This window comes from Streptomyces sp. NPDC096311 (assembly GCF_044763085.1).
In the GTDB taxonomy this organism is placed as follows: domain Bacteria; phylum Actinomycetota; class Actinomycetes; order Streptomycetales; family Streptomycetaceae; genus Streptomyces.
This window is the reverse complement of sequence record NZ_JBIWFN010000013.1, coordinates 239,302-258,581: the sequence shown is the minus strand read 5'-3', so window position 1 is coordinate 258,581 and position 19,280 is coordinate 239,302. Positions and strand designations below refer to the sequence as shown.

The following is a 19,280-nucleotide window of genomic DNA, read 5'->3' as shown; positions in this document are numbered from 1 at the left end:
CCCACAAGGGAACGGTGTCATCCCGACGCGGCAGGGCAGGGCCTCCAGTCGAGGCATGACCGGTCACCGAGTTCTCGGTACGAGCAAGGGGCGCGGACGGATGGACGGACAGGACCCCGATGCACGGGACGGCATACCGCCCCGGGAACGGGACAACGCCCTGCTCCAGGCCGCCGACCGGCTCGCGGCCGCGGCGGAGATCCTGGTCTCCGTGTCGGCCCGTACGGCGGTCGCGGTCGACAGCAGACTCTCGCCGCCGCTGCTGCGCGCCCTGACCCTGGTGGGCACGGATCCGGGTCTGACGCTCGCGGCACTCGCCGAGCGGGCGCAGATCAGCCGCTCCCGGGCGAGCCGGGTGTGCGACACGCTCGAAGAGGCAGGACTGCTGGCCCGTTCGCCGCGCACCGAGGACCGCAGGGGCGTCGGCCTGAGTCTGACCGGCCGCGGCCGCTCGGCCCTCGACCGGGTGCGGGATCAGCGCACCGCCTGGATCAAGGACGCGCTGCTGCGGATGCCGGAGTCCGATCTGAGCGGACTGCTGGCCGCGCTGCGCTCGCTCGGCCCGTCGCTGGCCCACGGGCATCCGGAGCACGCGCAGACACCCGGGCCACCCGACCGGTCCGTCTGACACGCTCTCAGACCGCATCGGCCTCCAGTGCCTCCCCCACGCCGGGGAAGACCGGCAGCACGTCCGAGACGCCGGTGAGGCCCAGCACCCGCTCCACGAACGGGGAGAGGGCGGCCAGCCGGAGCCGCGGGCCGAGCACCCCGTGGGCCCGCAGGACGACGTTGATCGTGGTCGAGTCCAGGAAGGTCACCGCGGCCAGGTCGAGGACCACCGCTCCCGGACCGGCACGGCCCGCCGCCGCGAGGGCCTCGTCGAGCTCACCCGCGTTGTCGAGATCCACCTCGCCGCGGACCGCGATCACGGTCGAACGACCGTCCTCGCGCATCGACAGCGACATGGCCGCCTGACCTGGACTCCGGCCTGAATGCACAGCGATCCCTCGAAATGTTGTCGAATCCGCGGAGAGTGGGGTAACCGCATGGGGACGGTGCGCCACAACGCCGCGATGGAGCGGTGTCAGGCCCTACCGTAGCCGATCGTTGTCATTTGACAACAATTGCCGTCAGGCAACAATCTGGTGCCCCTGCGACCCCAAGTCCGGCGACCCGTGGGCCGGTTGTCGCAGTGATGGGGTCGCAGTGATGGGTCGCACCGAAGGGACGCAGATGGAGCTAACCGGTACCGGTCGCCTGCCCGGGCTCCCGGCCGGACCCGCCGGAGCGCTCTTCGAGCTGGTCCAGCGCGGTCGCCCGGAACGCTTCGAGGCCTTCGGTGAGCCGGGCGACGTCCGCCGAGGACATCTGCTCCAGCACGGCCCGCACCTCGCGCGCACGGTGCTCCCGCAGTTCGCTCAGCACCTGCTCGCCGAGCGGGCTGAGGCCGACCTCGACCTCACGCCGGCTCGTCGAGCTCGGCACTCTGCGGATCAGGCCGACTGCCTCCATCCGGTCACACAGACGGCTGACCGAGGAGGGACGCGAGGCCAGGGCGTCACCGAGCGAGCGAAGATTCATGGACCCGCCCTGCTCGATCACGATCAGGGCCCGTAGCTGAGAGGGCGGCACCGGTCCGGACGGCGCGGACTCCTGCCCTCGACCCCACAGGAGTTCGAGGAGCTCCGAGACGGCGTCGAGCGTATGCGCGGCTTCTTCTCGGGAGACGCGTGGACGGATCGAGCGAGGCACCGATCCACCTTGTCATCAACTCAAGGCCATTGCCAGCCGCGCCGGTCCACCGGAGCTCTCGAAACAGACCCCTGCGACCACGCAGACCCCCTCGCACGCCCACCGCACGAGAAAGTCATCACGACCGTGACCTCTGTGAACGACGTCGACAGAGCCCTGCGCGCGGCCCCGCCGCACGCGCTGCTCGACACCCTGCGCCCCCTCCTGACGGATGTCTGGGGGGCGATCGACGCCGACCTGCTGCTGGCGGACTACGGCATGACCGTGCTGCAGCCGGTCGAGAAGCCCGGCGACCTCGCGCGTGCCGTGTCCCTGCACAACACCCCCGAGAGCCGCGCCTTCGGCAGTCAGGAGCCGCACGAGGAACACCCCCGCACCACCGCACGGACGCGTCTGCATCTGCCGGTCACCGCCCGGGGCGAGCGCCTGGGCATCCTCACCGTCCTGCTGCCCCCGGGGCCCGTGGACCCCTCGGTGACCGACGAACTCGTGCAGGTCGCCGATCTGCTGGGCCACGCGATCGTCGTGGCCGAACGGGACACGGACGTCTACCGTCAGGCCCGGCGGGTCGGCCGGCTGACGCTGGCCGCCGAAATGCAGTGGGAGCTGCTCCCGGGCCGGGCCTGTGCCCGCGAGGAGTTCGCCGTCGGCGCCCAGCTGGAGCCCGCGTACGCGGTGCGCGGGGACAACTTCGACTGGTCCTCGGACGCGCACCGGCTCACCCTGTCGATCATCAACGGGATGGGGGACGGCATCCACGCGTCCTTGCTGACCCACCTGGCCGTCGGCGCCCTGCGCAACGCCCGCCGCGCCGGGCTCCCGGTCGCCGACCAGGCCAGACTCGCCGACCAGGCCCTCTACGCCCAGCACCACGGCGACCAGCACGTGTCGGCGCTGCTGCTCTCCTTCGACCTCGCCACCGGCAGCGCGCTCGCGGTGGACGCGGGCTCGCCCCGGATGTGGCGCCGCCGGGGCACGGCCGTGGAGCGGATCGAGCTGGAGGCGCAGCTGCCGCTCGGCATGTTCGAGGAGTCCGACTACGTGGCACAGGAGTTCGGCGTCCTGCCCGGTGACCGGCTCCTGGTGGTGAGCGACGGGGTGTACGACGCCCTGTCCCCGCTGGGCGAGGTCTTCGGGGAGCGGGCGCTGGCCCGTGCCGTGTCGGCCACCGCCCTGCTGCCCGCGGCCGACGTACCGCGCGCCGTCCTCGACGAGCTGGCCCGGTACCGCGTCACCGAACCGCTGGACGACGCGCTGATCGTGTGTCTCGACTGGTCCGGCAGACCGGTCGGCACGCCGTCCGGCTGACGTCTCGCCCGGGTTCGGCCGCCGAAACGACGACGGCCACCGCGCATTCCCCGGTCCGCTCGGGGCACCCGGACCGGGCGGAATCCGGTCGACGGCGGCCGGGGCCCGAAGGCCCGGAGGTGGACGGTGGACTGGTGGATGTGGCCGGTCGTCGTGGTCGCGGCCCTGGTGCTGCTGAGCGCGGCGGCGGTCTGGGTGCAGACGAGCAGACGGTCGGGGACCGTCATCGCCGTGCGGCGCGGGCAGCGGTTCGGGAAGCGGGAGATGTGATGAGCGAGTTGATGTCCGCGCGCGACCTTGGCGGACGGCCGGTGGTCACGCTCGGCGGTGAGGCGGTGGCGCGGGTCAAGGACACCGTCTTCGACGGGCCCGCGGGACGTGTCACCGGCTTCACGCTCAACGGCCGGGGGCTGCTCGCGGGCCCGCTGAAACAGAGCCTGCCGTGGAGCGCGGTCCACTCGCTGGGCCGCGACGCCGTCATGATCCTCGGCCGGGGGGTCCTCGCTGAACCGGCCGCGGTGATCGCCCGGGACGAGGCGGCGCACGGCCGGGTGCTGGGCGCCAGGGTCCTCACGGACGGCGGCACGGAGGTGGGGAGCGTGCTCGACCTCGTCGTCGAGGCCGGTATCAGCGGCCGCGTGGTGGGGTTCAAGATCGCCGCCCGTCAGTCCCTGGAGTCCGGTTCGAAGCGCCGCCGCCGCAAGGTGTACGTCCCCCGGGGCGAGACGATCGCCGTGTCGGGACAGGCTCTTGTCATCCCCGCGGACGCGACCCGCTTCGTCGCGGACGACCTGGCCGGTTTCGCCGCCCAGGTCGAGGCGTTCCGGCTGCGGGACACCGCCGACCGGACGGAACCCACACCGTGACGCTGTTCTCCAGGATCCGCGGCCTGCCGGTCGTCACGCTCGGCGAGGCGGACGAGCTCGGCGTCGTCAGGTCACTCACGATCGATGTCGTATCGGGGCTGATCGGCCAGGTACGGCTGTCGCCGGCCCGGGGTCGCAAGGAGTTCGCGATCGACTGGAGCGCCGTGCACGTGATCGGCCCGGACGCCGTCCTCGTCCGGTCGGGCACCGCCCTGGACACCGCCCCTCCCCCGGCGCCCGTGGACATCCTGGGCGTCCGGGTCCTGACCGAGGACGGGGACGAGCGCGACACCGTGCGGGACATCGCCTTCGACCCGGTCACCGGCCGCGTCGAGAAGATGTGCACGGCCCTGGGCGACATCCCGGGCGACCGGCTGGTCGGGCTCGGGGACTACGCCCTGGTCGTACGGACCGGCTGAGGTCGCCTCAGTACCCGGGAGGCGTCAGGGCCGGCTCCGGCGCGTCGTAGGACGACGAGGTGTCCGGCGTCGTGGCGCCCGCACTCGCCGTGATGTCGGTGGTCGTGTCAGGAGACGTGCGACCGGAGTACGCCCCCGCCGACTCCGATGCCGTCGTGGCAGGGTCGGAGGAGGGGTACTCCGGATCCGATGACGAAGAGGTGGCCGGAGACGGCGCATCGCGCGACGAGGGGGAGGAGGGAGAGGAAGGGGAGGCAGAAGAAGAAGAGGCAGAGACGGAAGAGGACGGCGACGGAGACGAAGGGGGCGGAGACTTCGATGCCGGAGACTTCGGTGGCGCCGACGACTCGCTCGCCGCGGGGGACGGCTTCGCCGGAGGGGACGTCTCCTTGTCCCGGCGGCCGTCGGAGTCGCCCCGGTGACGGCCGACCCATTCGTCGCGGTGGGGGTCGTAGATGACGAAGACGTCGATGGTGGTCGTGGCGGGCACGACGACCACCACGTTCTGCGACCGGTACGAGGCCCAGGTGTCACCGGTCCGCCTGGGCACGGCCTGCTGCGCGACCGCCGGTGTCAAGGGGTTCCCGCAGGCACAGCGCACGCGCGGCACCCCGTGGCCGTCGACGAGGACCGCCGTTCCCGTCTGGAGCACCGCCTGGTAGCTGGCGGCCGCGCCGCCCCGGTAGCCGTGGTTGGTGACGCGGGTGTCCATCCGCAGCTGTACGGGGGTCAGCGAGCGCAGGTAGGCGGGGACCTCGGTGGGCCGGACGTCCTCCACGGAGGCGAACGCCTTGTTCTTCGCCGGCTCCGCCCGGAGCGCCTTGACCTGCTTCTCCACATCGCAACTCGCGGTGTTGCGGGTGCCGCCGTAGAGCCCGGGTGCGGAACCCGACACACCGCGCGTCACATTGGCGGACTCCGGCGCGTTCGCCGCCGGTGTCACCGGCGTGAGGGAACTGTCCTTCGCCGTCGACTCCGTGAACGGGTCGGGACCCGGTTTGCTCGCGGCCTGCAGGAACAACTCACCGCCCGACGCCGTGCCGGACGTGCCGCCCGAGCGGGAGAGGACGACACCGAGCACCACCCCGGCCGCCACGACCCCGGTGATCAGCGCCACCCGCGGCGCCGACTTCCACCAGGGATGGTCCGGGCCACCGCCGTGCCGGGGCCGGCCGCCGGGACCGCCGCCGCCGAGCGGACCAGCCGGTGGACCAGCCGGTGGACCGGTCGGCGGACCGGTCGGCGGTGGCGGCAGCGGGCGGCCGATCCCTTGGGTCGGAGCGTGGTCGGAGGCACCCGGCCGGGGGGAGCCCGACAGCGGTCCCGAAGGAGGTCCGGTGGGCCGGTCGGAGGACGGCGGGTCGACGCTCACTGGCTCTTCCTCCGCGCGTAGGGATCTCGCGGCATTTCACGCCTTATATGCCGTTTCATTCCACAACGAGCCATTGTGTGCTCCGGCCGGGTGTCCCCCGCAAGCTGACGCGGTCGGCCCTCCCGACGGGCGGTGGACCCCGGTGCTGCTTAGCGTGGCAGCGTGCGCCCGCAGACACGGTCCGACCAGGTCATCGCCGCTCCAGGCGAGCGGACGGCCGCCCGTCACGGCTGGGTCCAGGCCCTGCTGGCGGTGGTGGCCGGGGTGATCGTCATGCTCGCGGTCGCCGCCCTCGGGCTGTGGGGTGCCGGTGCGACGGGCCTGCCCGAGCACGCCTACCCACGGGTCGTCGCGGCCTCCGTCGTGACCGCGGTCGGCGGCACCATCGAGCTCGCGGGTGACGCGGGCGTGATCGCCGACACCCGGGCGGGACTGACGGTGATCCCTCTGTCGGTCACGCTCGCGGGGGCCCTGATGATCGCCGCCGGGTTCCTGCGGCCGCTGCGGCACCGGGCCGTCGCGGGTGCCGCCGAGTTGGCCGGCTGGGCCGCCAGGATCGCGGTCCTGTGGCTGCTGGCCCTCGTCGGACTCGCGCTCTACTCCCACCAGAACTTCAAGATCTCCCTCGGTACCGGGACGATCAGCGACATCGGCGACCTCATCGGGGTCTCGCCCGAGGTGGGCTTCAAGACAGCCGTGCCGGTGACGCTGTGCTACGGGGTGCTGTGGCTCGCGGGCGTCCTCGTCCTCGCCCTGCTGGTGTCGCGCGGAGCTCCGCTCCCGGCCCGGCTGCTGCGCTTCCAGGAGTCGGTGCGCCCGGCCGCGTACGCCATGGTCGTCCTGCTCCTCGCCTGCGTCGCGGCGGGAGCGGTCGTCGCGCTGATGGTGGCCGCGACGCGCGGACACGTCCCCGAGACCTTCGCGGTGATCTTCCTCGGGCTGCCCAACCTCGCCTGGCTCGCCCTCACGATCGGGCTGGGCGCCACCTGGCGGGGTCGCGTGGACGGGCCGTTCGGGCTGCCCATGCCGCACGTCCTCGACCAGGTGCTGCGCACCCCGGACGTCTCCGCCGTCAACCTGCGCACCCTGGGCCACTACGACGGCAGGGTGTGGTGGCTGCCGGTCGTCGACGCGCTGCTGCTTTTGGGTGCCGCCTTCCTGATGGCCGCCCGCTCACCGGCCCGGATGCGGGCCTGGCAGCACGCCGTCCGCATGGCCCTCGCGCTGGCGCTCACGGTGCTCATGATCTGCCTGGTCGGCAGGATCTCGGCGCACTACGGCCTGTCGCTCATCGGCATCGGTGACGCCGGCGGCGGCCTCGCGGGCGAGCTCTTCCTCGAGCCGAAACTCTGGAGCGCGCTCGGCCTCGCCGTCGTGTGGGGCCTGGTGACCGGGTTCCTCGGCGCCCTGCTGGCGAGGGGAGTCCGCCGAAAGGGCGAGGTCGTGCAGGACACGGTCGGCTAGGAAGGCGGCGAGGAAGGACACCCGCGGCCAGGGCGGTCGGCTCCCGCGCCGTCAGCGGTCACCCGGCTCGTCCGCCACCCCCGGGACCAGACGGGTCGGTTCATGGTCGTCGGGCGCCCGTACGACACCTGTGCGCGCCCGGCCCGGAACACTCCCGTTCCGCTCCCCGGTCGCCGCCGGTTCGTCCGCGACCGCGTACGTGCTCAGCCGCGTCCCGTCGGTGTACACCCAGCGCTCGTGCTCGGCGTCGTACAGCCAGAGGGACTCACCGTCGACGACCACCCCGATCCGCTGCCCGCGCGTGATGCCGCGGAAGGACGCCCCGTCCAGCCGCCCGGCCGCGAGGTCCTCGGCCGCGCTCCGATAGCGGGTGAGGGCCTGCTCGACGCGGGCGAGGAGCGGGCGCGGGTCGGCCGTTCGGGTGAGGGGGTCGCCCTCCGCGGGCGGCGGCTGCGGTACGGCGACCAGCAGTCGGCCGTCGACCCAGGCCGACCAGCCGTTGGCGCAGACGACCCGGCCCCAGTCACCGAGCCGCTCGACGAGCCGCACCGGGAGCAGCGCGTCGAGCGGCACGGTGGGCCGGGAGGGGTCCGGCGCCTCCCAGGCGGGCAGGCCGTCCGGCGGAACGACGTGCGTCGGGCGGAACTCGTCGGTCGTCGCCGGGTCGGGAGTCGTCATCGCACCTACTTCCGCATGACCTCGGGTTCGTGCCGCCGCAGCAGCCGGGCCACCACGCACCCGAAGACGATCGACAGCACGACCAGCATGCTCATGTTGACCAGCCACACGCTGGGCTCGTGCCGGAACAGCGGGTCGGACGTGAGCGGCCCCGGGACGATCCGGCCCAGGGCGATGGTCCCCGACATCGCGCCCAGCGCCCAGCGGGCGGGGACGAGCCAGGCCAGTTGCTCCATTCCGGGCACCCCGTGCAGCTTGAGCAGCGCGCCGCTGAAAACCACCTGGACGACGGCGATCAGCACCAGCAGCGGCATGGTGACCTCCTCCTTGGTCACCACGGCGGAGACCAGGAGGCCGAGCATCATCGCGCTGAACGCCAGCAGGGCCACGGTCAGCGTGAGCTCGAGAAGCGGCGACATGAGGACACCTTTGCCGCGGGGCGCGTCGAGGTCGACGCCGAACAGCGCGACGAGGGTCAGGACGACGGCCTGGACAACGGTGATGGTGCCGAGGACCACGATCTTCGACATCAGGTACGCCGACCGGGACAGGCCGACCGCGCGCTCCCGCTGGTAGATGACCCGTTCCTTCACCACTTCGCGTACGGCGTTGGCCGCGCCCACCAGGACTCCGCCTATGCACAGGGTGAGCAGCGTGTTCATCGACGTCTCCAGCGTCAGTCTGCTGCCCGCGACGGCCCGGGTCATCACGCCCATGATGCACGGCAGCGCGATCATGACGGCGAGGAAGGTCCGGTCGGCGCTGAGCACGGCCGCGTACCGGCGCACCAGGGTGCCGAGTTGCGCGCCCCAGCTCTGGGTCTTGGGCGGCGGTCCGACGGGGGCGGCCGGGCCGGGCCGGAGCAGATGAGGCTGTGTGCTGGAGCTGTCGATGTACCGGCCCTGGAGCGGCGAGCTGCGGTACTCCCCCGCCCAGTCCCGGTCCTGGTCCCGCTCGAAGGCCTCGAAGGCCTCGGGCCACTGCTCGTAGCCGAAGTAGGCGAGCGCGTCGTCGGGCGGTCCGAAGTAGGCGACCTTGCCGCCGGGAGCGAGCACCAGGAGCCGGTCGCAGACGTCGAGGCTGAGCACGCTGTGGGTGACCACGATGACCGTACGGCCGTCGTCCGCGAGGCCGCGCAGCATGTGCATCACCGAGCGGTCCATGCCGGGGTCGAGACCGGAGGTGGGTTCGTCCAGGAACAGCAGCGACGGCTTGGTCAGCAGTTCCAGGGCCACGCTGACCCGCTTGCGCTGACCGCCGGACAGACTGTGGATGGGCAGGCCGGCGCGCTGCTCCAGGCCCAGTTCCTGGATGACCTCGTCGACCCGCGCCTGGCGCTCCGCCTTCGCGGTGTCCTGCGGGAAGCGCAGCTCGGCGGCGTACGCGAGGGCGCGCCGCACCGTCAACTGGGCGTGCAGGATGTCGTCCTGCGGCACGAGGCCGATGCGCTGGCGCAGCTCGGCGTAGTCGCGGTAGAGGTCGCGGCCGTCGTACAGGACCGCTCCGCGGTCGGCGGGGCGCTGCCCGGTGAGGGCGTTGAGGAGCGTGGACTTCCCGGCGCCGCTGGGGCCCACGACGGCCAGCAGGCACTTCTCGCCGACGGGAAAGGACACCTGGTCGAGGAGGATCTTGCGGCCACGGTCGACGGCGACGGTCAGTTCCTGGACATCGAGGGAGACCTCGCCGGTGTCGACGTACTCCTGCAACTCGTCTCCGACGAGGCAGAACGCGGAGTGGCCGATGCCGACGATGTCACCGGGGGTGATCGCGGCGCGGGTGACGGGCTGCCCGTTGAGGAACGTGCCGTTGTGGCTGCCGAGGTCGAGAATCTCGTACGTCCTGTCCGGGTGGGCCAGCAGTTCGGCGTGCCGCCGGGAGACGACCAGGTCGTCGATGACCAGGTCGTTGTCGGCGCCGCGGCCGATGCGGACGGTGCGGGTGGGCAGCGGTCGTACGGTGGTCAGCCGTGGGAAGGTGCCGCTGGCCCAGGGCTGGAATTCGCCCGAGAGCCGCTGCGGGGTCTTGTCGGCGAAAACCGCCCGGGGGCCGTCGGAGGGGCTGCCGAAGTGGATGACGCTGCCGGGTCCGACGCCCCGTTCGCGGACCCGCCTGCCGTCGGCGTACGTGCCGTTCGTGCTGTTCTCGTCCTGGATCGTCCAGTGGTCGGCCTCGGGCCGCAGGACCGCGTGGTGCCACGAGACCCGGACGTCGTCGATGACGATCTCGCTCGACGGGTCACGCCCGACGTGATAGTCGCGGCTCGGACTCAGCACCGTGGAGCCCGTCTCCGTTTCGAGGACGAGTTCGGGCGCCGTCGGCGCGACCGACCGCTCTCCCATGCCCAGAATTCTAGCCATTCGTTCATATATGCGCCTGATCAGCGGCTCATGGCCGGTGCCCGCGTCGGGCCGCCCTGCCGTGGGGTGACGGCGACCGGCGAGGACGTCACGATCGTCCTCGGCGTGCACCCGTACGCCTACGACCCGCGGCGGCGCACGCTCGTCTCCGACATCACCGACCTGGCGCTGCTGGCCGGCGGGACCCTCCGGGACCTGCCCGGCGGCGGTCAGGCGGCGGAGCTGCCGAGGGCGGCGGCGGTCCGCTGCATGCGCAGCGCGTCGACGGATTCGGCGAGCAGTTCGTACTCGGTGGTGTCGTCGCTGGTGGCGATGCGGACGAGCTTTCCAGCGGCCAACTCCTCGGCGACCAGCTCCTGTTGGAGGGTGTCACCGCACCAGGCGCGCAGGACGCTCGGCACGTCCGGGACGGTGTCCGCCACCGGCGCGATCGAGTTCGGCGGGAAGGTCGGATCGTCGGGCTGCGGATCGAGCCGCGACGCCATCCAGGAGGCACGGTCCCGCATCCACCACAGGGCCAGCGCCAGGGTGGGCGCGCGATAGGTCCCCAACGGGACGCCGATGCGTCTACCTCCGCATATTCCGTATGCGGTCACATGGCACAGGAATTCGTCGTGCACGATCGCTCCCCCATTGCAACGCTCTCCGCCGGCCCGGCCTCGCTTCCCCTGCGGCTCGTTCACTGCGTGCGGCTCGTTCGTGGTGCACGGTGGTGCTGCGCGCGTCGTGCATGGTCGTGCAGCGCGCGGGCGTGGCTGAATCGCCCTGTCACTCGAGTATCGCCACTCCTGACACTCTGTCACCATGCCATTCCAGCCAGTCTCCTGGCATATTCACTGCCCGCTTTGGCCGAAACGCGACTCGCTGTCCTTACCCGGGAGGTAATCGACGCCCTCGGGCATCGGCGGGCATGGTTGCGGTATCGGATCCCGGCGGGGAACCACCGCCCGGAATCCACTCGCTGACCAGCAACTACCCTACTTTCCACGGAGGTTGATCCACCATGTCCGCAGTCGACAACCGTTACGAGAACGCCGTCGCCCGCTACTTCGAGGCCTGGAACGCCACTGACCGCGATGCGCTCGCCAAGGCGGTCGCCGCCGCCTGGAGCGCGGACGGCAGCTACACCGACCCGCTGGCCGAGGTCCGCGGGCACGACGGGATCGCGGCCGTGATCGCGGCGGCGCACGAGCAGTTCCCGGGGTTCTCCTTCCGGCCCGCCGGGCCGGTCGACGGGCACCACGACATCGCCCGCTTCGGCTGGGAACTGGTCAACGAGGCCGACGGCACGGCGCCCGTCGCGGGATTCGACGTGATCACCCTGGACGGCGACGGCCGGATCCGCAGCGTGCACGGATTCCTGGACCGCGTGCCGACCCAGTGACGCTCCCGCGCCTCCAGTGCGTCAGCGCGGAGTGCGATGAGTTTTCCCGCCTCCGGTGGTCTCCTGAGCAGGACACCCACCGGAAGCGGAGGACCACATGAACAGCGTCGGCAAGAAAGGCAGGGCGGGCAGGCTGGACCAGCAGTTCAGCGCGGTGCTGCGCAAGAGCCCCGCCAAGGGCGGCTGGACCTACGTCGTCTGGCCTGAGTCCGTCTCCTTCTTCGGAACCCGCGGGCTGGTGAAGGTCAGCGGCACGATCGACGGGCACCCCTTCCGCAGTTCCTTCATGGCCCTGGGGGACGGCTCCCACAAGCTGCCGGTGAAGGCCGATGTGCGCAAGGCGATCGGGAAGCAGGAGGGCGACACCGTCACGGTCCGTCTGGAGGAGCGCCTCAGCCCGTGAGGGCCGCCCGTGCGACGTCACGGTAGCGCCGCGGCGCGACACCCGTCGTTCGCTTGAAGGCGTTGCTGAACGCGCTCTCGGACGTGTAGCCGACCCGCTGGGCCAGGGCCGACACCGACGTCTCACCGTCCCGCAGGGCCCGGCGGGCCAGACTCATCCGCCAGTCCAGCAGATACGTCAGGGGCGGCACCCCGGCCACGGCCCGGAAGCGCTCGGCGAAGGTGGTCCGGGACATGGCCGCCGCCCTGGCGAGCTCCTCCAGCTGCCAGGGGCGGCCCGGGTCGGCGTGCATGAGCCGCAGCGCCGGGGCGATGCGCTCGTCGGCGAGGGCGCGCAGACGTCCGGCAGGCAGGGCGTCGGCATCCGTGAGATAGGCGCGCAGGACCTGGACGAACATGAGCTGGGCGAGCTGGTCGGCCGCGAAATCGGCCCCGGCCCGCTCGGTGGTCAGTTCGCGCAGCAGCTGGTCGAGCAGCCAGCGCATGACCGGCGCCTCCTCGGCGCCGGACCGGACACACAGCAGCGGCGGCAGGGCATGCAGGAGCAACTCCTCGCCCGCCCGGCCCAGTTCGATGTGCCCGCCGACGAAGACGGCGTCCTCTCCTCCGCCGTAACGAATCACGGACCCGGGGGTGTCCGCGAAGAGTGTCGCGGCGTCCGCCGGCTCCACGGACGGATCGCTCGCGACCACGAACGCCCGGCTGCCGTCGAACACGGCCACATCGCCCGGCCCCAGCCGGGCGAACTCCGGCAGTCCGTCCAGGGACACCGACATGCCGCCCTTCACCACCGCGGCGATCTTGAGCATCCCGGGCGGCGGGAAGCGCAGCGCCCAGTCACCACCGGCCGTGAAACCGCCGGAGATGACGCACCGGGCGTCCATGAGGCCGAGGGTGTCGGAGAGGGGATCCGCAGGCATGTCCGTACTATCGCGCAAGTAATGCGGACTATCAAGCATTCATCGTACGGAGGCCCGGTTCTACGGTGGTCGGGAAGGCACACATGAGGAGAGCCGAACCATGACCACCGAGCAACAGCAGCAGCCCCTCCACTCCGGATTCGACGCCGCGTCCAGCGCCGAGGACGTCATCAAGGGCATCGACCTGACCGGCAAGGTCGCCATCGTCACCGGCGGCTACTCCGGCATCGGCCTGGAGACCGTGCGCGTCCTGCGGGCCGCGGGCGCCGAGGTCGTCGTACCGGCGCGGGACAGCGCAAGGGCGCGGACCGCGCTCAAGGGGATCGACGGCGTCGAGACCGCGCCCATGGATCTGCTGGATCCGGCCTCGATCGACGCGTTCGCCGAGCGTTTCCTCGACTCCGGGCGGCCGCTGCACGTCCTCGTCAACAGCGCGGGCGTCATGGCGACGCCGCTGACGCGCGACGCCCGGGGGTACGAGGTGCAGTTCGCCACGAACCACCTCGGCCACTTCCAGCTGGTCGGCCGCCTGTGGCCGGCACTGCGCCGGGCGCACGGGGCCCGGGTCGTCTCGGTGTCCTCGTGGGGCCACCGGTTCTCCCCCGTCCTGTTCGACGACCCGCACTTCGAGCACCACGCGTACGACCGCTGGGTCGCCTACGGGCAGTCGAAGACGGCGAACATCCTCTTCGCGCTCGGTCTCGACGAGCGCGGCAGGGCGGACGGGATCCGGGCCTTCGCCCTGCACCCGGGAAGCATCGTCGCCACCGGTCTGAAGAAGTACCTGGCCGAGGAGGACCTCAGGGCCGTCGGCGTCCTCGACGCGGACGGCCGGCCGATCCTCGACCCGGAGCGGCAGCTGAAGACCGTCGAGCAGGGGGCGGCCACCAGCGTGTGGTGCGCGACCAGCCCCCTGCTCGAGGGCAGGGGCGGCGTCTACTGCGAGAACAGCGACATCGCCCCTCCGATGTCCGCGGAGGAGGGCCGTGAGTGGTCCCTCGGGAACAGGTCGTGGAAGGCCGGCGTCGTGCCCTACGCCGTGGATCCGGTGGCGGTCGACCGCCTCTGGGAGCTCAGCGAGCGGCTCACCGCCTGACGACCGGACCGCACGGCCGGGTCGGCTTCTCCTACGGCCTGACCAGCGGGGCTCAGGCCTTGATGATCGCGTCGATCCGCGCCAGCTCCTCCGCGGTGAAGTCCAGGGCACGGGTCGCCGCGACGCTGTCCTCCAGCTGCTGGGGGCTGCTCGCGCCGATGAGCGCGGAGGTCACCCGGCCGCCGCGCAGCACCCAGGCGAGCGCCAGCTGCGCCAGGGACTGGCCGCGGGACTTGGCGATCTCGTCGAGGGCGCGCAGCTGCCCCACCAGGTCCTCGGTGACCGTGTCGGCGCTCAGGAAGGGGCTGTCGCTCGCGGCGCGCGAGCCCTCCGGGATGCCGTCGAGGTAGCGGCTGGTGAGCAGGCCCTGCTCCAGCGGGGAGTAGGCGATGGAGCCGACCCGCAGCTCGTCCAGCGTGTCCAGGAGCCCCTCGTCCTCGGGGCGGCGGTCGAGCATCGAGTAGCGCGGCTGGTGGATCAGCAGCGGGGTGCCGAGCTCGGCCAGGATGCGGGCGGCTTCCCGGGTCTGCTCCGCGGAGTAGTTGGAGATGCCGACGTAGAGCGCCTTGCCCTGCTGGACCGCCGAGTGCAGGGCGCCCATCGTCTCCTCCAGGGGAGTCTCCGGGTCGGGGCGGTGCGAGTAGAAGATGTCCACGTAGTCCAGGCCCATCCGGGCCAGGCTCTGGTCGAGCGAGGACAGCAGGTACTTGCGGGAGCCCCACTCGCCGTAGGGGCCCGGCCACATCAGGTAGCCGGCCTTGGTGGAGATGACCAGCTCGTCGCGGTGGTGCGCGAAGTCCGCCTTCAGGGCGTCGCCGAGGGCCGACTCGGCGGCGCCGGGCGGCGGACCGTAGTTGTTGGCCAGGTCGAAGTGGGTGACACCGAGGTCGAAGGCGCGGCGCAGGATCGCACGCTGGGTCGCCACCGGCCGGTCTGGGCCGAAGTTGTGCCACAGGCCGAGCGACAGCGCGGGCAGCTTCAGTCCGCTGCGTCCGGTGCGCCGGTAGGGCATGTCCGCGTAACGGTCGGGGTGTGCGGTGTACAACGCGTACTCCTGGAAGGCCGGGAAAACAGGTCTCCACTCTCGCGCGGGCACGGTGCAGAGGTCCAACGGGAGAATCGGATGGGACTGAGCGACGGCGCTTCTCAATCGGCGACTACTGTGGTGCCCCATGGAACTGCGCCACCTTCAGCACTTCGTCGCGGTCGCCGAGGACCAGCACTTCACCCGGGCGGCGGAACGGCTGATGGTGTCGCAGTCGGGACTGTCGTCCTCCATCCGTGCCCTGGAGCGGGAGCTTCAGGCCCCGCTGTTCGTGCGCACCACCCGCCGGGTCACGCTCACGGAGGCCGGTCGCGCGCTGCTCGGCGAGGCGGAGCGGATCCTCGCCCAGGTGCGCTCGGCGCAGGACGCCGTGGCCGCCGTACAGGGCGTCCTGCGCGGCACGCTCTCCCTCGGCACCGAGCAGTGCATCGCGGGCGTCGACGTGGCCAAGCTTCTCGCGGCGTTCCGGCGGCGCCATCCCGACGTCGAGATCCGGCTGCGGCAGGCGGGTTCCGAGGCGCTGGCCGAGGAGGTCGCCGCCGGCCGTCTCGACCTGGCCTTCGCCGTCAGGACGCGGGCGGACGGGGACCAGCTGCGGTCGGTCCCGCTGGCCAGCGAGCCGATGACCGTGCTCTGCCATCCCACGCACCACCTCGCGACCGCCGCCGTGGTCACGCCCCAGGAACTGGGCGGCGAGGCCTTCGTCGACTTCCACCCCGACTGGGGGCCGCGCCGTACCACGGACGCGGCCTTCGCGGCGGCAGACGTACGGCGGACGGTGGCGCTGGAGGTCAGCGACGTGCACAGCCTGCTGGAGCTGGTCCACGAGGGCCTCGGCATCGCCGTCGTGCCCCGCCACTTCGGCCACAAGCGCGAGGCCGGCGATCTCACCGTCCTCCCTTTCAAGGGCGCCTGTGAAGCCTCGTACGAGACGGTCGCCATGCTGCCGCCGCCGGACGCCACCAGTCCGGCGGCGCGGGCGCTGATGGTGCTTCTCGACACCCGGCAAGAGGGGGCCTGACACCACCTCCGGAGGGGCTCCAGCACTCCTGACCCGGCCCGCTGCCCGGCCGCAGACTCGTGGACGTCCACGAAGGCAACTGCGAGGCTGGAGTACGGAGATGGCGGATCACACACGGCGGACGGTCCTGCGCGGGACGGCGGTCGCGGCGGCGGGCGGGCTCGTCGGCGCGATGGGGGGCCGGGTGGCAGCGGCGGCACCGGTGCCGGGCACGGCGGCACAGGGCGGGCATCGGTTCCCCTTCCTGGAGGGGGCGTTCAAGCCCGTCACCGAGGAGCTGACGGCGTTCGACCTGCCGGTCACCGGACACATCCCGCGCGAGCTGAACGGCCGCTTCCTACGCAACGGCCCCAACGTCCTGGGCCTGGAGGACCCGCGCGCCCACCACTGGATGCTCGGTGAGGGCATGGTGCACGGCGTGCGGCTGCGGGAGGGGCGCGCGGAGTGGTACCGCAACCGCTGGGTCCGCTCGGCCTCCGTGGCGAAGAAGCTCGGCGAGCCGTACCCCGGGCCCGTCCCGCCGGACGACTTCCCGTGCAACACCCATGTGATCGGGTACAGGGGACGGATCCTCGCGCTCCAGGAGAGCGGGCCGCTGCCGTACGAACTCGACCACGAGCTCGACACGGTGGGCACGTACGACTTCCGCGGCACCCTCGAAGGGGCCTTCACCGCCCACACCAAGTTCGACGCGGCGGCCGGAGAACTGCACGCGATCGCCTACTACCCCACCTGGGACCACGTCCGGCACCAGGTGATCGACCACACGGGCCGGGTCGCGAGGACCACGCGGATCCCGGTCGCGGACGCGCCGATGATGCACGACTTCGCGCTCACCGAGAAGTACGTCGTGATCTTCGATCTGCCCATCACCTTCGACCCCGCGGGAGCCGAGCGGGGCGACCTCGTGCCCTATGTCTGGAACGAGAAGCACCCGACGCGGGTCGGTCTGCTGCCGCGCGCGGGGGGCGAGGTCCGCTGGTTCGAGGTGGATCCGGTCTACTACTCGCACACCCTGAACGCGTACGACGAGGGCTCGTCCGTGGTCGTCGACATGACGACCTACCCGGCGCCCTTCTACGTCGCGGGCCGCGGCTCCGACGGACCGTACGGCGCCGGCACCGCCTCGCTCGAACGCTGGACGATCGACGTGGCGCATGGCCGGGTGCGCACCAGGACGCTCGACGACCGCCCCCAGGAGTTCCCGCGCGTCCACGAGGCGTTGGTGTCCAGGCGGCACCGTTACGCCTACACGGTCGCCGCCGCGGACATGACCCTGGCGTATCTGACACCCGACGGGAACCCGCCCGACCGGGCCTTCGCCAACGCGCTGATCAAGCACGACCTGCTGCGCGGGACCACTCAGGTCCACCGGCTGCCGCGGGACGCCGCCGCGGGGGAAGCCGTCTTCGTACCCTCCGAGGGCGCACGGGCGGAGGACGACGGCTACGCGATCGCCTATGTGCACAATCCCGATCGCGGGGCCGCCGACCTGGTGGTCCTGGCCGCCCAGGACTTCACGGGCGAGCCGGTCGCCCGGATCCATCTCCCGGGGCGGGTGCCGCTCGGCTTCCACGGGAGTTGGATTCCGGACGCGTGAGGGACCGCGATGCGCGATGGTGGACGCATGCATGCAAAGGACATCCTCATCGACGCGTACAGCCGCATCCAGGAAGAGGTCCATGCCGCCGTCGGGGGCCTGCCGCCGGACGCTCTCAACGCCCGTCCCTCGGACGACGCCAACTCCGTCTCATGGCTGGTCTGGCACCTCACCCGCGTCCAGGACGACCATGTCGCGGACGCCGCCGGGCTCGAGCAGGTCTGGCTCACGCAGGACTGGGAGAAGCGCTTCGGGCTCGATCTGCCGCGCCGGGACACGGGGTACGGGCACAGCTCCGCGAAGGTCGCCAAGGTGCGGGTCGACTCCGGTGACCTGCTGACCGGTTACTACGACGCCGTGCACGAACAGACGCTGGAGTTCCTGCGCGGGCTGGCCGCCAAGGACTTCGAGCGGATCGTGGACGAGCGCTGGGATCCCGCGGTCACGCTCGGCGTACGGCTGGTCAGCGTCCTGTCCGACGATCTGCAGCACGTCGGACAGGCCGCCTATGTACGGGGGCTGGTTCAGAGGGCGTAGCCGGGCAGCACGACGTCCTCGATGAGGGCCCTGCGCTCGTCGAACGGGATGAACGCGCTCTTCACGGCGTTCACCGTGACCGTGCGCAGGTCCTCCACCGTCCAGCCCGCCTCCTCGACCAGCAGCGCCATCTCGCGCGTCATCGTGGTGCCCGACACCAGACGGTTGTCGGTGTTGAGGGTGACGCGGAAGCCGAGGTCGCGCAGGGTGGTGATGGGGTGCTCGGCGATGGAGGTCGCGGCACCCGTCTGGAGGTTCGACGTCGGGCACATCTCCAGGGCGACACGGCGGTCGCGCACCCAGCCCGCGAGGCGGCCGAGCTTGCCGTCGACGATGTCCTCGGTGATGCGGACGCCATGGCCGATGCGCTGGGCGCCGCAGACCTGGAGGGCCTGGTGGATGCTGGGCAGACCGTGGGCCTCACCGGCGTGGATGGTGAACGGGACGCTCTCGCCGCGCAGGTGCTCGAAGGCGGCGAGGTGGTCGGCGGGCGGGAAGCCGTCCTCGGCACCCGCGATGTCGAAGCCGACGACGCCGCCGTCCCGGAACGCCACCGCGAGATCGGCGATCTCCCGGGTGCGGTCGAACATGCGCATCCCGCACAGCAGGGTGCCGACCCGGACCGGGGTGCCCGCTGCCGCCGCCTTGGCCATACCGGCCGCCAGGCCCTCCTGCACGGTCTCGACGACCTCGGGCAGGGTCAGCCCGCCGTTCACCATCAGCTCGGGTGCGTACCGGACCTCGCCGTAGACGACGCCGTCCTCGGCCAGGTCGAGCACGTACTCCTCGGCCGTGCGCAGCAGGCCCTCGCGGGTCTGCATCACGGCGAGGGTGTGCTCGAAGGTGGCTATGTAGCGCACCAGGTCACCGGAGTTGGCGGCCTCGTAGTACCAGGCGGCGAGCGCGTCCGGGTCGGTGGTGGGCAGCGTGTGGCCGACCGTCGCGGCGAGCTCCACCAGCGTGGCGGGGCGCAGGCCGCCGTCGAGGTGGTCGTGCAGCACGGCCTTGGGGAGGCGGCGGATGGTGTCGATGTCGATGCGGGGCGCGGTCATGCGTGTC

General features: G+C 71.8%; 21 protein-coding genes. 12 read left to right on the top strand and 9 right to left on the bottom strand.

All coding sequences use genetic code 11. The annotated features are described in order from the left end of the window. Window positions 1–55: 55 nt before the first annotated feature. On the top strand, window positions 56–628 hold the full coding sequence (locus ACIRA5_RS31460) for a MarR family winged helix-turn-helix transcriptional regulator (protein ID WP_403696369.1): 573 nt from the start codon (window positions 56–58) through the stop codon (window positions 626–628). A 7-nt stretch (window positions 629–635) separates the two neighbouring features. Here ACIRA5_RS31460 and ACIRA5_RS31455 read toward each other — a convergent pair whose 3' ends face one another. Both ACIRA5_RS31455 and ACIRA5_RS31450 read right to left on the bottom strand, forming a co-directional pair. After that, the gene (locus ACIRA5_RS31455) at window positions 636–965 is read right to left on the bottom strand and encodes an STAS domain-containing protein (RefSeq protein ID WP_403696366.1); all 330 of its coding nucleotides are present in this window, start codon (window positions 963–965) and stop codon (window positions 636–638) included. Between the two features lie 274 nt (window positions 966–1,239). Further along, the gene (locus ACIRA5_RS31450) at window positions 1,240–1,752 is read right to left on the bottom strand and encodes a MarR family winged helix-turn-helix transcriptional regulator (RefSeq protein WP_403696364.1); all 513 of its coding nucleotides are present in this window, start codon (window positions 1,750–1,752) and stop codon (window positions 1,240–1,242) included. 126 nt (window positions 1,753–1,878) lie between these two features. Here ACIRA5_RS31450 and ACIRA5_RS31445 point away from each other — a divergent pair, with 126 nt between their 5' ends. From ACIRA5_RS31445 to ACIRA5_RS31430, 4 genes are all read left to right on the top strand, one after another. Next, entirely contained in the window at window positions 1,879–3,060 is a 1,182-nt protein-coding gene (locus tag ACIRA5_RS31445; protein ID WP_403696361.1) for a PP2C family protein-serine/threonine phosphatase, read from the top strand. Between the two features lie 126 nt (window positions 3,061–3,186). Continuing rightward, window positions 3,187–3,330, top strand: a complete 144-nt coding sequence (locus ACIRA5_RS31440) for a hypothetical protein (RefSeq protein ID WP_403696359.1) — start codon at window positions 3,187–3,189, stop codon at window positions 3,328–3,330. After that, complete coding sequence (locus ACIRA5_RS31435) at window positions 3,330–3,926, top strand: PRC-barrel domain-containing protein (RefSeq protein WP_403696357.1); 597 nt, start codon at window positions 3,330–3,332, stop codon at window positions 3,924–3,926. The genes ACIRA5_RS31440 and ACIRA5_RS31435 overlap by 1 nt, the downstream gene beginning before the upstream one ends. After that, complete coding sequence (locus tag ACIRA5_RS31430; protein ID WP_403696354.1) at window positions 3,923–4,345, top strand: PRC-barrel domain-containing protein; 423 nt, start codon at window positions 3,923–3,925, stop codon at window positions 4,343–4,345. The genes ACIRA5_RS31435 and ACIRA5_RS31430 overlap by 4 nt, the downstream gene beginning before the upstream one ends. Window positions 4,346–4,352: 7 nt before the next feature. Here the strand turns inward: ACIRA5_RS31430 and ACIRA5_RS31425 are convergent, their stop codons facing one another. After that, the gene (locus tag ACIRA5_RS31425) at window positions 4,353–5,717 is read right to left on the bottom strand and encodes a DUF6777 domain-containing protein (RefSeq protein ID WP_403696352.1); all 1,365 of its coding nucleotides are present in this window, start codon (window positions 5,715–5,717) and stop codon (window positions 4,353–4,355) included. A 162-nt stretch (window positions 5,718–5,879) separates the two neighbouring features. On the opposite strand from ACIRA5_RS31425, the gene ACIRA5_RS31420 reads away from it, so the two are divergent. Then, window positions 5,880–7,181, top strand: a complete 1,302-nt coding sequence (locus ACIRA5_RS31420) for a streptophobe family protein (protein ID WP_403696349.1) — start codon at window positions 5,880–5,882, stop codon at window positions 7,179–7,181. Window positions 7,182–7,232: 51 nt separating this feature from the next. Here ACIRA5_RS31420 and ACIRA5_RS31415 read toward each other — a convergent pair whose 3' ends face one another. From ACIRA5_RS31415 to ACIRA5_RS31405, 3 genes are all read right to left on the bottom strand, one after another. After that, window positions 7,233–7,859 carry a hypothetical protein gene (locus tag ACIRA5_RS31415; RefSeq protein ID WP_403696347.1) on the bottom strand — a complete coding sequence of 209 codons (627 nt, stop codon included), beginning with the start codon at window positions 7,857–7,859 and terminating at the stop codon, window positions 7,233–7,235. 5 nt (window positions 7,860–7,864) lie between these two features. Next, window positions 7,865–10,198, bottom strand: coding sequence for an FHA domain-containing protein (locus ACIRA5_RS31410; protein ID WP_403696345.1), 2,334 nt, complete (start codon window positions 10,196–10,198; stop codon window positions 7,865–7,867). Window positions 10,199–10,425: 227 nt separating this feature from the next. Beyond that, window positions 10,426–10,836 (bottom strand): hypothetical protein, encoded by a 411-nt coding sequence (locus ACIRA5_RS31405; RefSeq protein ID WP_261688162.1) that lies wholly within the window; start codon window positions 10,834–10,836, stop codon window positions 10,426–10,428. A 383-nt stretch (window positions 10,837–11,219) separates the two neighbouring features. On the opposite strand from ACIRA5_RS31405, the gene ACIRA5_RS31400 reads away from it, so the two are divergent. Both ACIRA5_RS31400 and ACIRA5_RS31395 read left to right on the top strand, forming a co-directional pair. After that, entirely contained in the window at window positions 11,220–11,600 is a 381-nt protein-coding gene (locus ACIRA5_RS31400) for a nuclear transport factor 2 family protein (protein ID WP_403696342.1), read from the top strand. Window positions 11,601–11,697: 97 nt separating this feature from the next. Further along, window positions 11,698–12,003, top strand: coding sequence for a DUF1905 domain-containing protein (locus ACIRA5_RS31395; RefSeq protein WP_403696339.1), 306 nt, complete (start codon window positions 11,698–11,700; stop codon window positions 12,001–12,003). Here ACIRA5_RS31395 and ACIRA5_RS31390 read toward each other — a convergent pair. Continuing rightward, window positions 11,993–12,922 (bottom strand): AraC family transcriptional regulator, encoded by a 930-nt coding sequence (locus ACIRA5_RS31390; RefSeq protein WP_403696336.1) that lies wholly within the window; start codon window positions 12,920–12,922, stop codon window positions 11,993–11,995. The two genes, ACIRA5_RS31395 and ACIRA5_RS31390, sit on opposite strands and share 11 nt — an antisense overlap. 100 nt (window positions 12,923–13,022) lie before the next feature. Here ACIRA5_RS31390 and ACIRA5_RS31385 point away from each other — a divergent pair, with 100 nt between their 5' ends. Continuing rightward, window positions 13,023–14,018 (top strand): oxidoreductase, encoded by a 996-nt coding sequence (locus ACIRA5_RS31385; protein ID WP_403696332.1) that lies wholly within the window; start codon window positions 13,023–13,025, stop codon window positions 14,016–14,018. Window positions 14,019–14,070: 52 nt separating this feature from the next. Here the strand turns inward: ACIRA5_RS31385 and mgrA are convergent, their stop codons facing one another. Beyond that, window positions 14,071–15,063 carry an L-glyceraldehyde 3-phosphate reductase gene (mgrA, locus tag ACIRA5_RS31380; protein WP_403696329.1) on the bottom strand — a complete coding sequence of 331 codons (993 nt, stop codon included), beginning with the start codon at window positions 15,061–15,063 and terminating at the stop codon, window positions 14,071–14,073. Between the two features lie 127 nt (window positions 15,064–15,190). On the opposite strand from mgrA, the gene ACIRA5_RS31375 reads away from it, so the two are divergent. From ACIRA5_RS31375 to ACIRA5_RS31365, 3 genes are all read left to right on the top strand, one after another. Further along, window positions 15,191–16,084, top strand: a complete 894-nt coding sequence (locus ACIRA5_RS31375) for a LysR family transcriptional regulator (protein ID WP_403696326.1) — start codon at window positions 15,191–15,193, stop codon at window positions 16,082–16,084. 100 nt (window positions 16,085–16,184) lie between these two features. Beyond that, window positions 16,185–17,684 carry a carotenoid oxygenase family protein gene (locus tag ACIRA5_RS31370; protein ID WP_403696324.1) on the top strand — a complete coding sequence of 500 codons (1,500 nt, stop codon included), beginning with the start codon at window positions 16,185–16,187 and terminating at the stop codon, window positions 17,682–17,684. A 27-nt stretch (window positions 17,685–17,711) separates the two neighbouring features. Then, complete coding sequence (locus tag ACIRA5_RS31365; protein WP_403696322.1) at window positions 17,712–18,221, top strand: DinB family protein; 510 nt, start codon at window positions 17,712–17,714, stop codon at window positions 18,219–18,221. Here ACIRA5_RS31365 and ACIRA5_RS31360 read toward each other — a convergent pair. Then, window positions 18,209–19,273 carry an adenosine deaminase gene (locus tag ACIRA5_RS31360; protein ID WP_403696319.1) on the bottom strand — a complete coding sequence of 355 codons (1,065 nt, stop codon included), beginning with the start codon at window positions 19,271–19,273 and terminating at the stop codon, window positions 18,209–18,211. The two genes, ACIRA5_RS31365 and ACIRA5_RS31360, sit on opposite strands and share 13 nt — an antisense overlap. Between the last annotated feature and the right edge of the window lie 7 nt (window positions 19,274–19,280).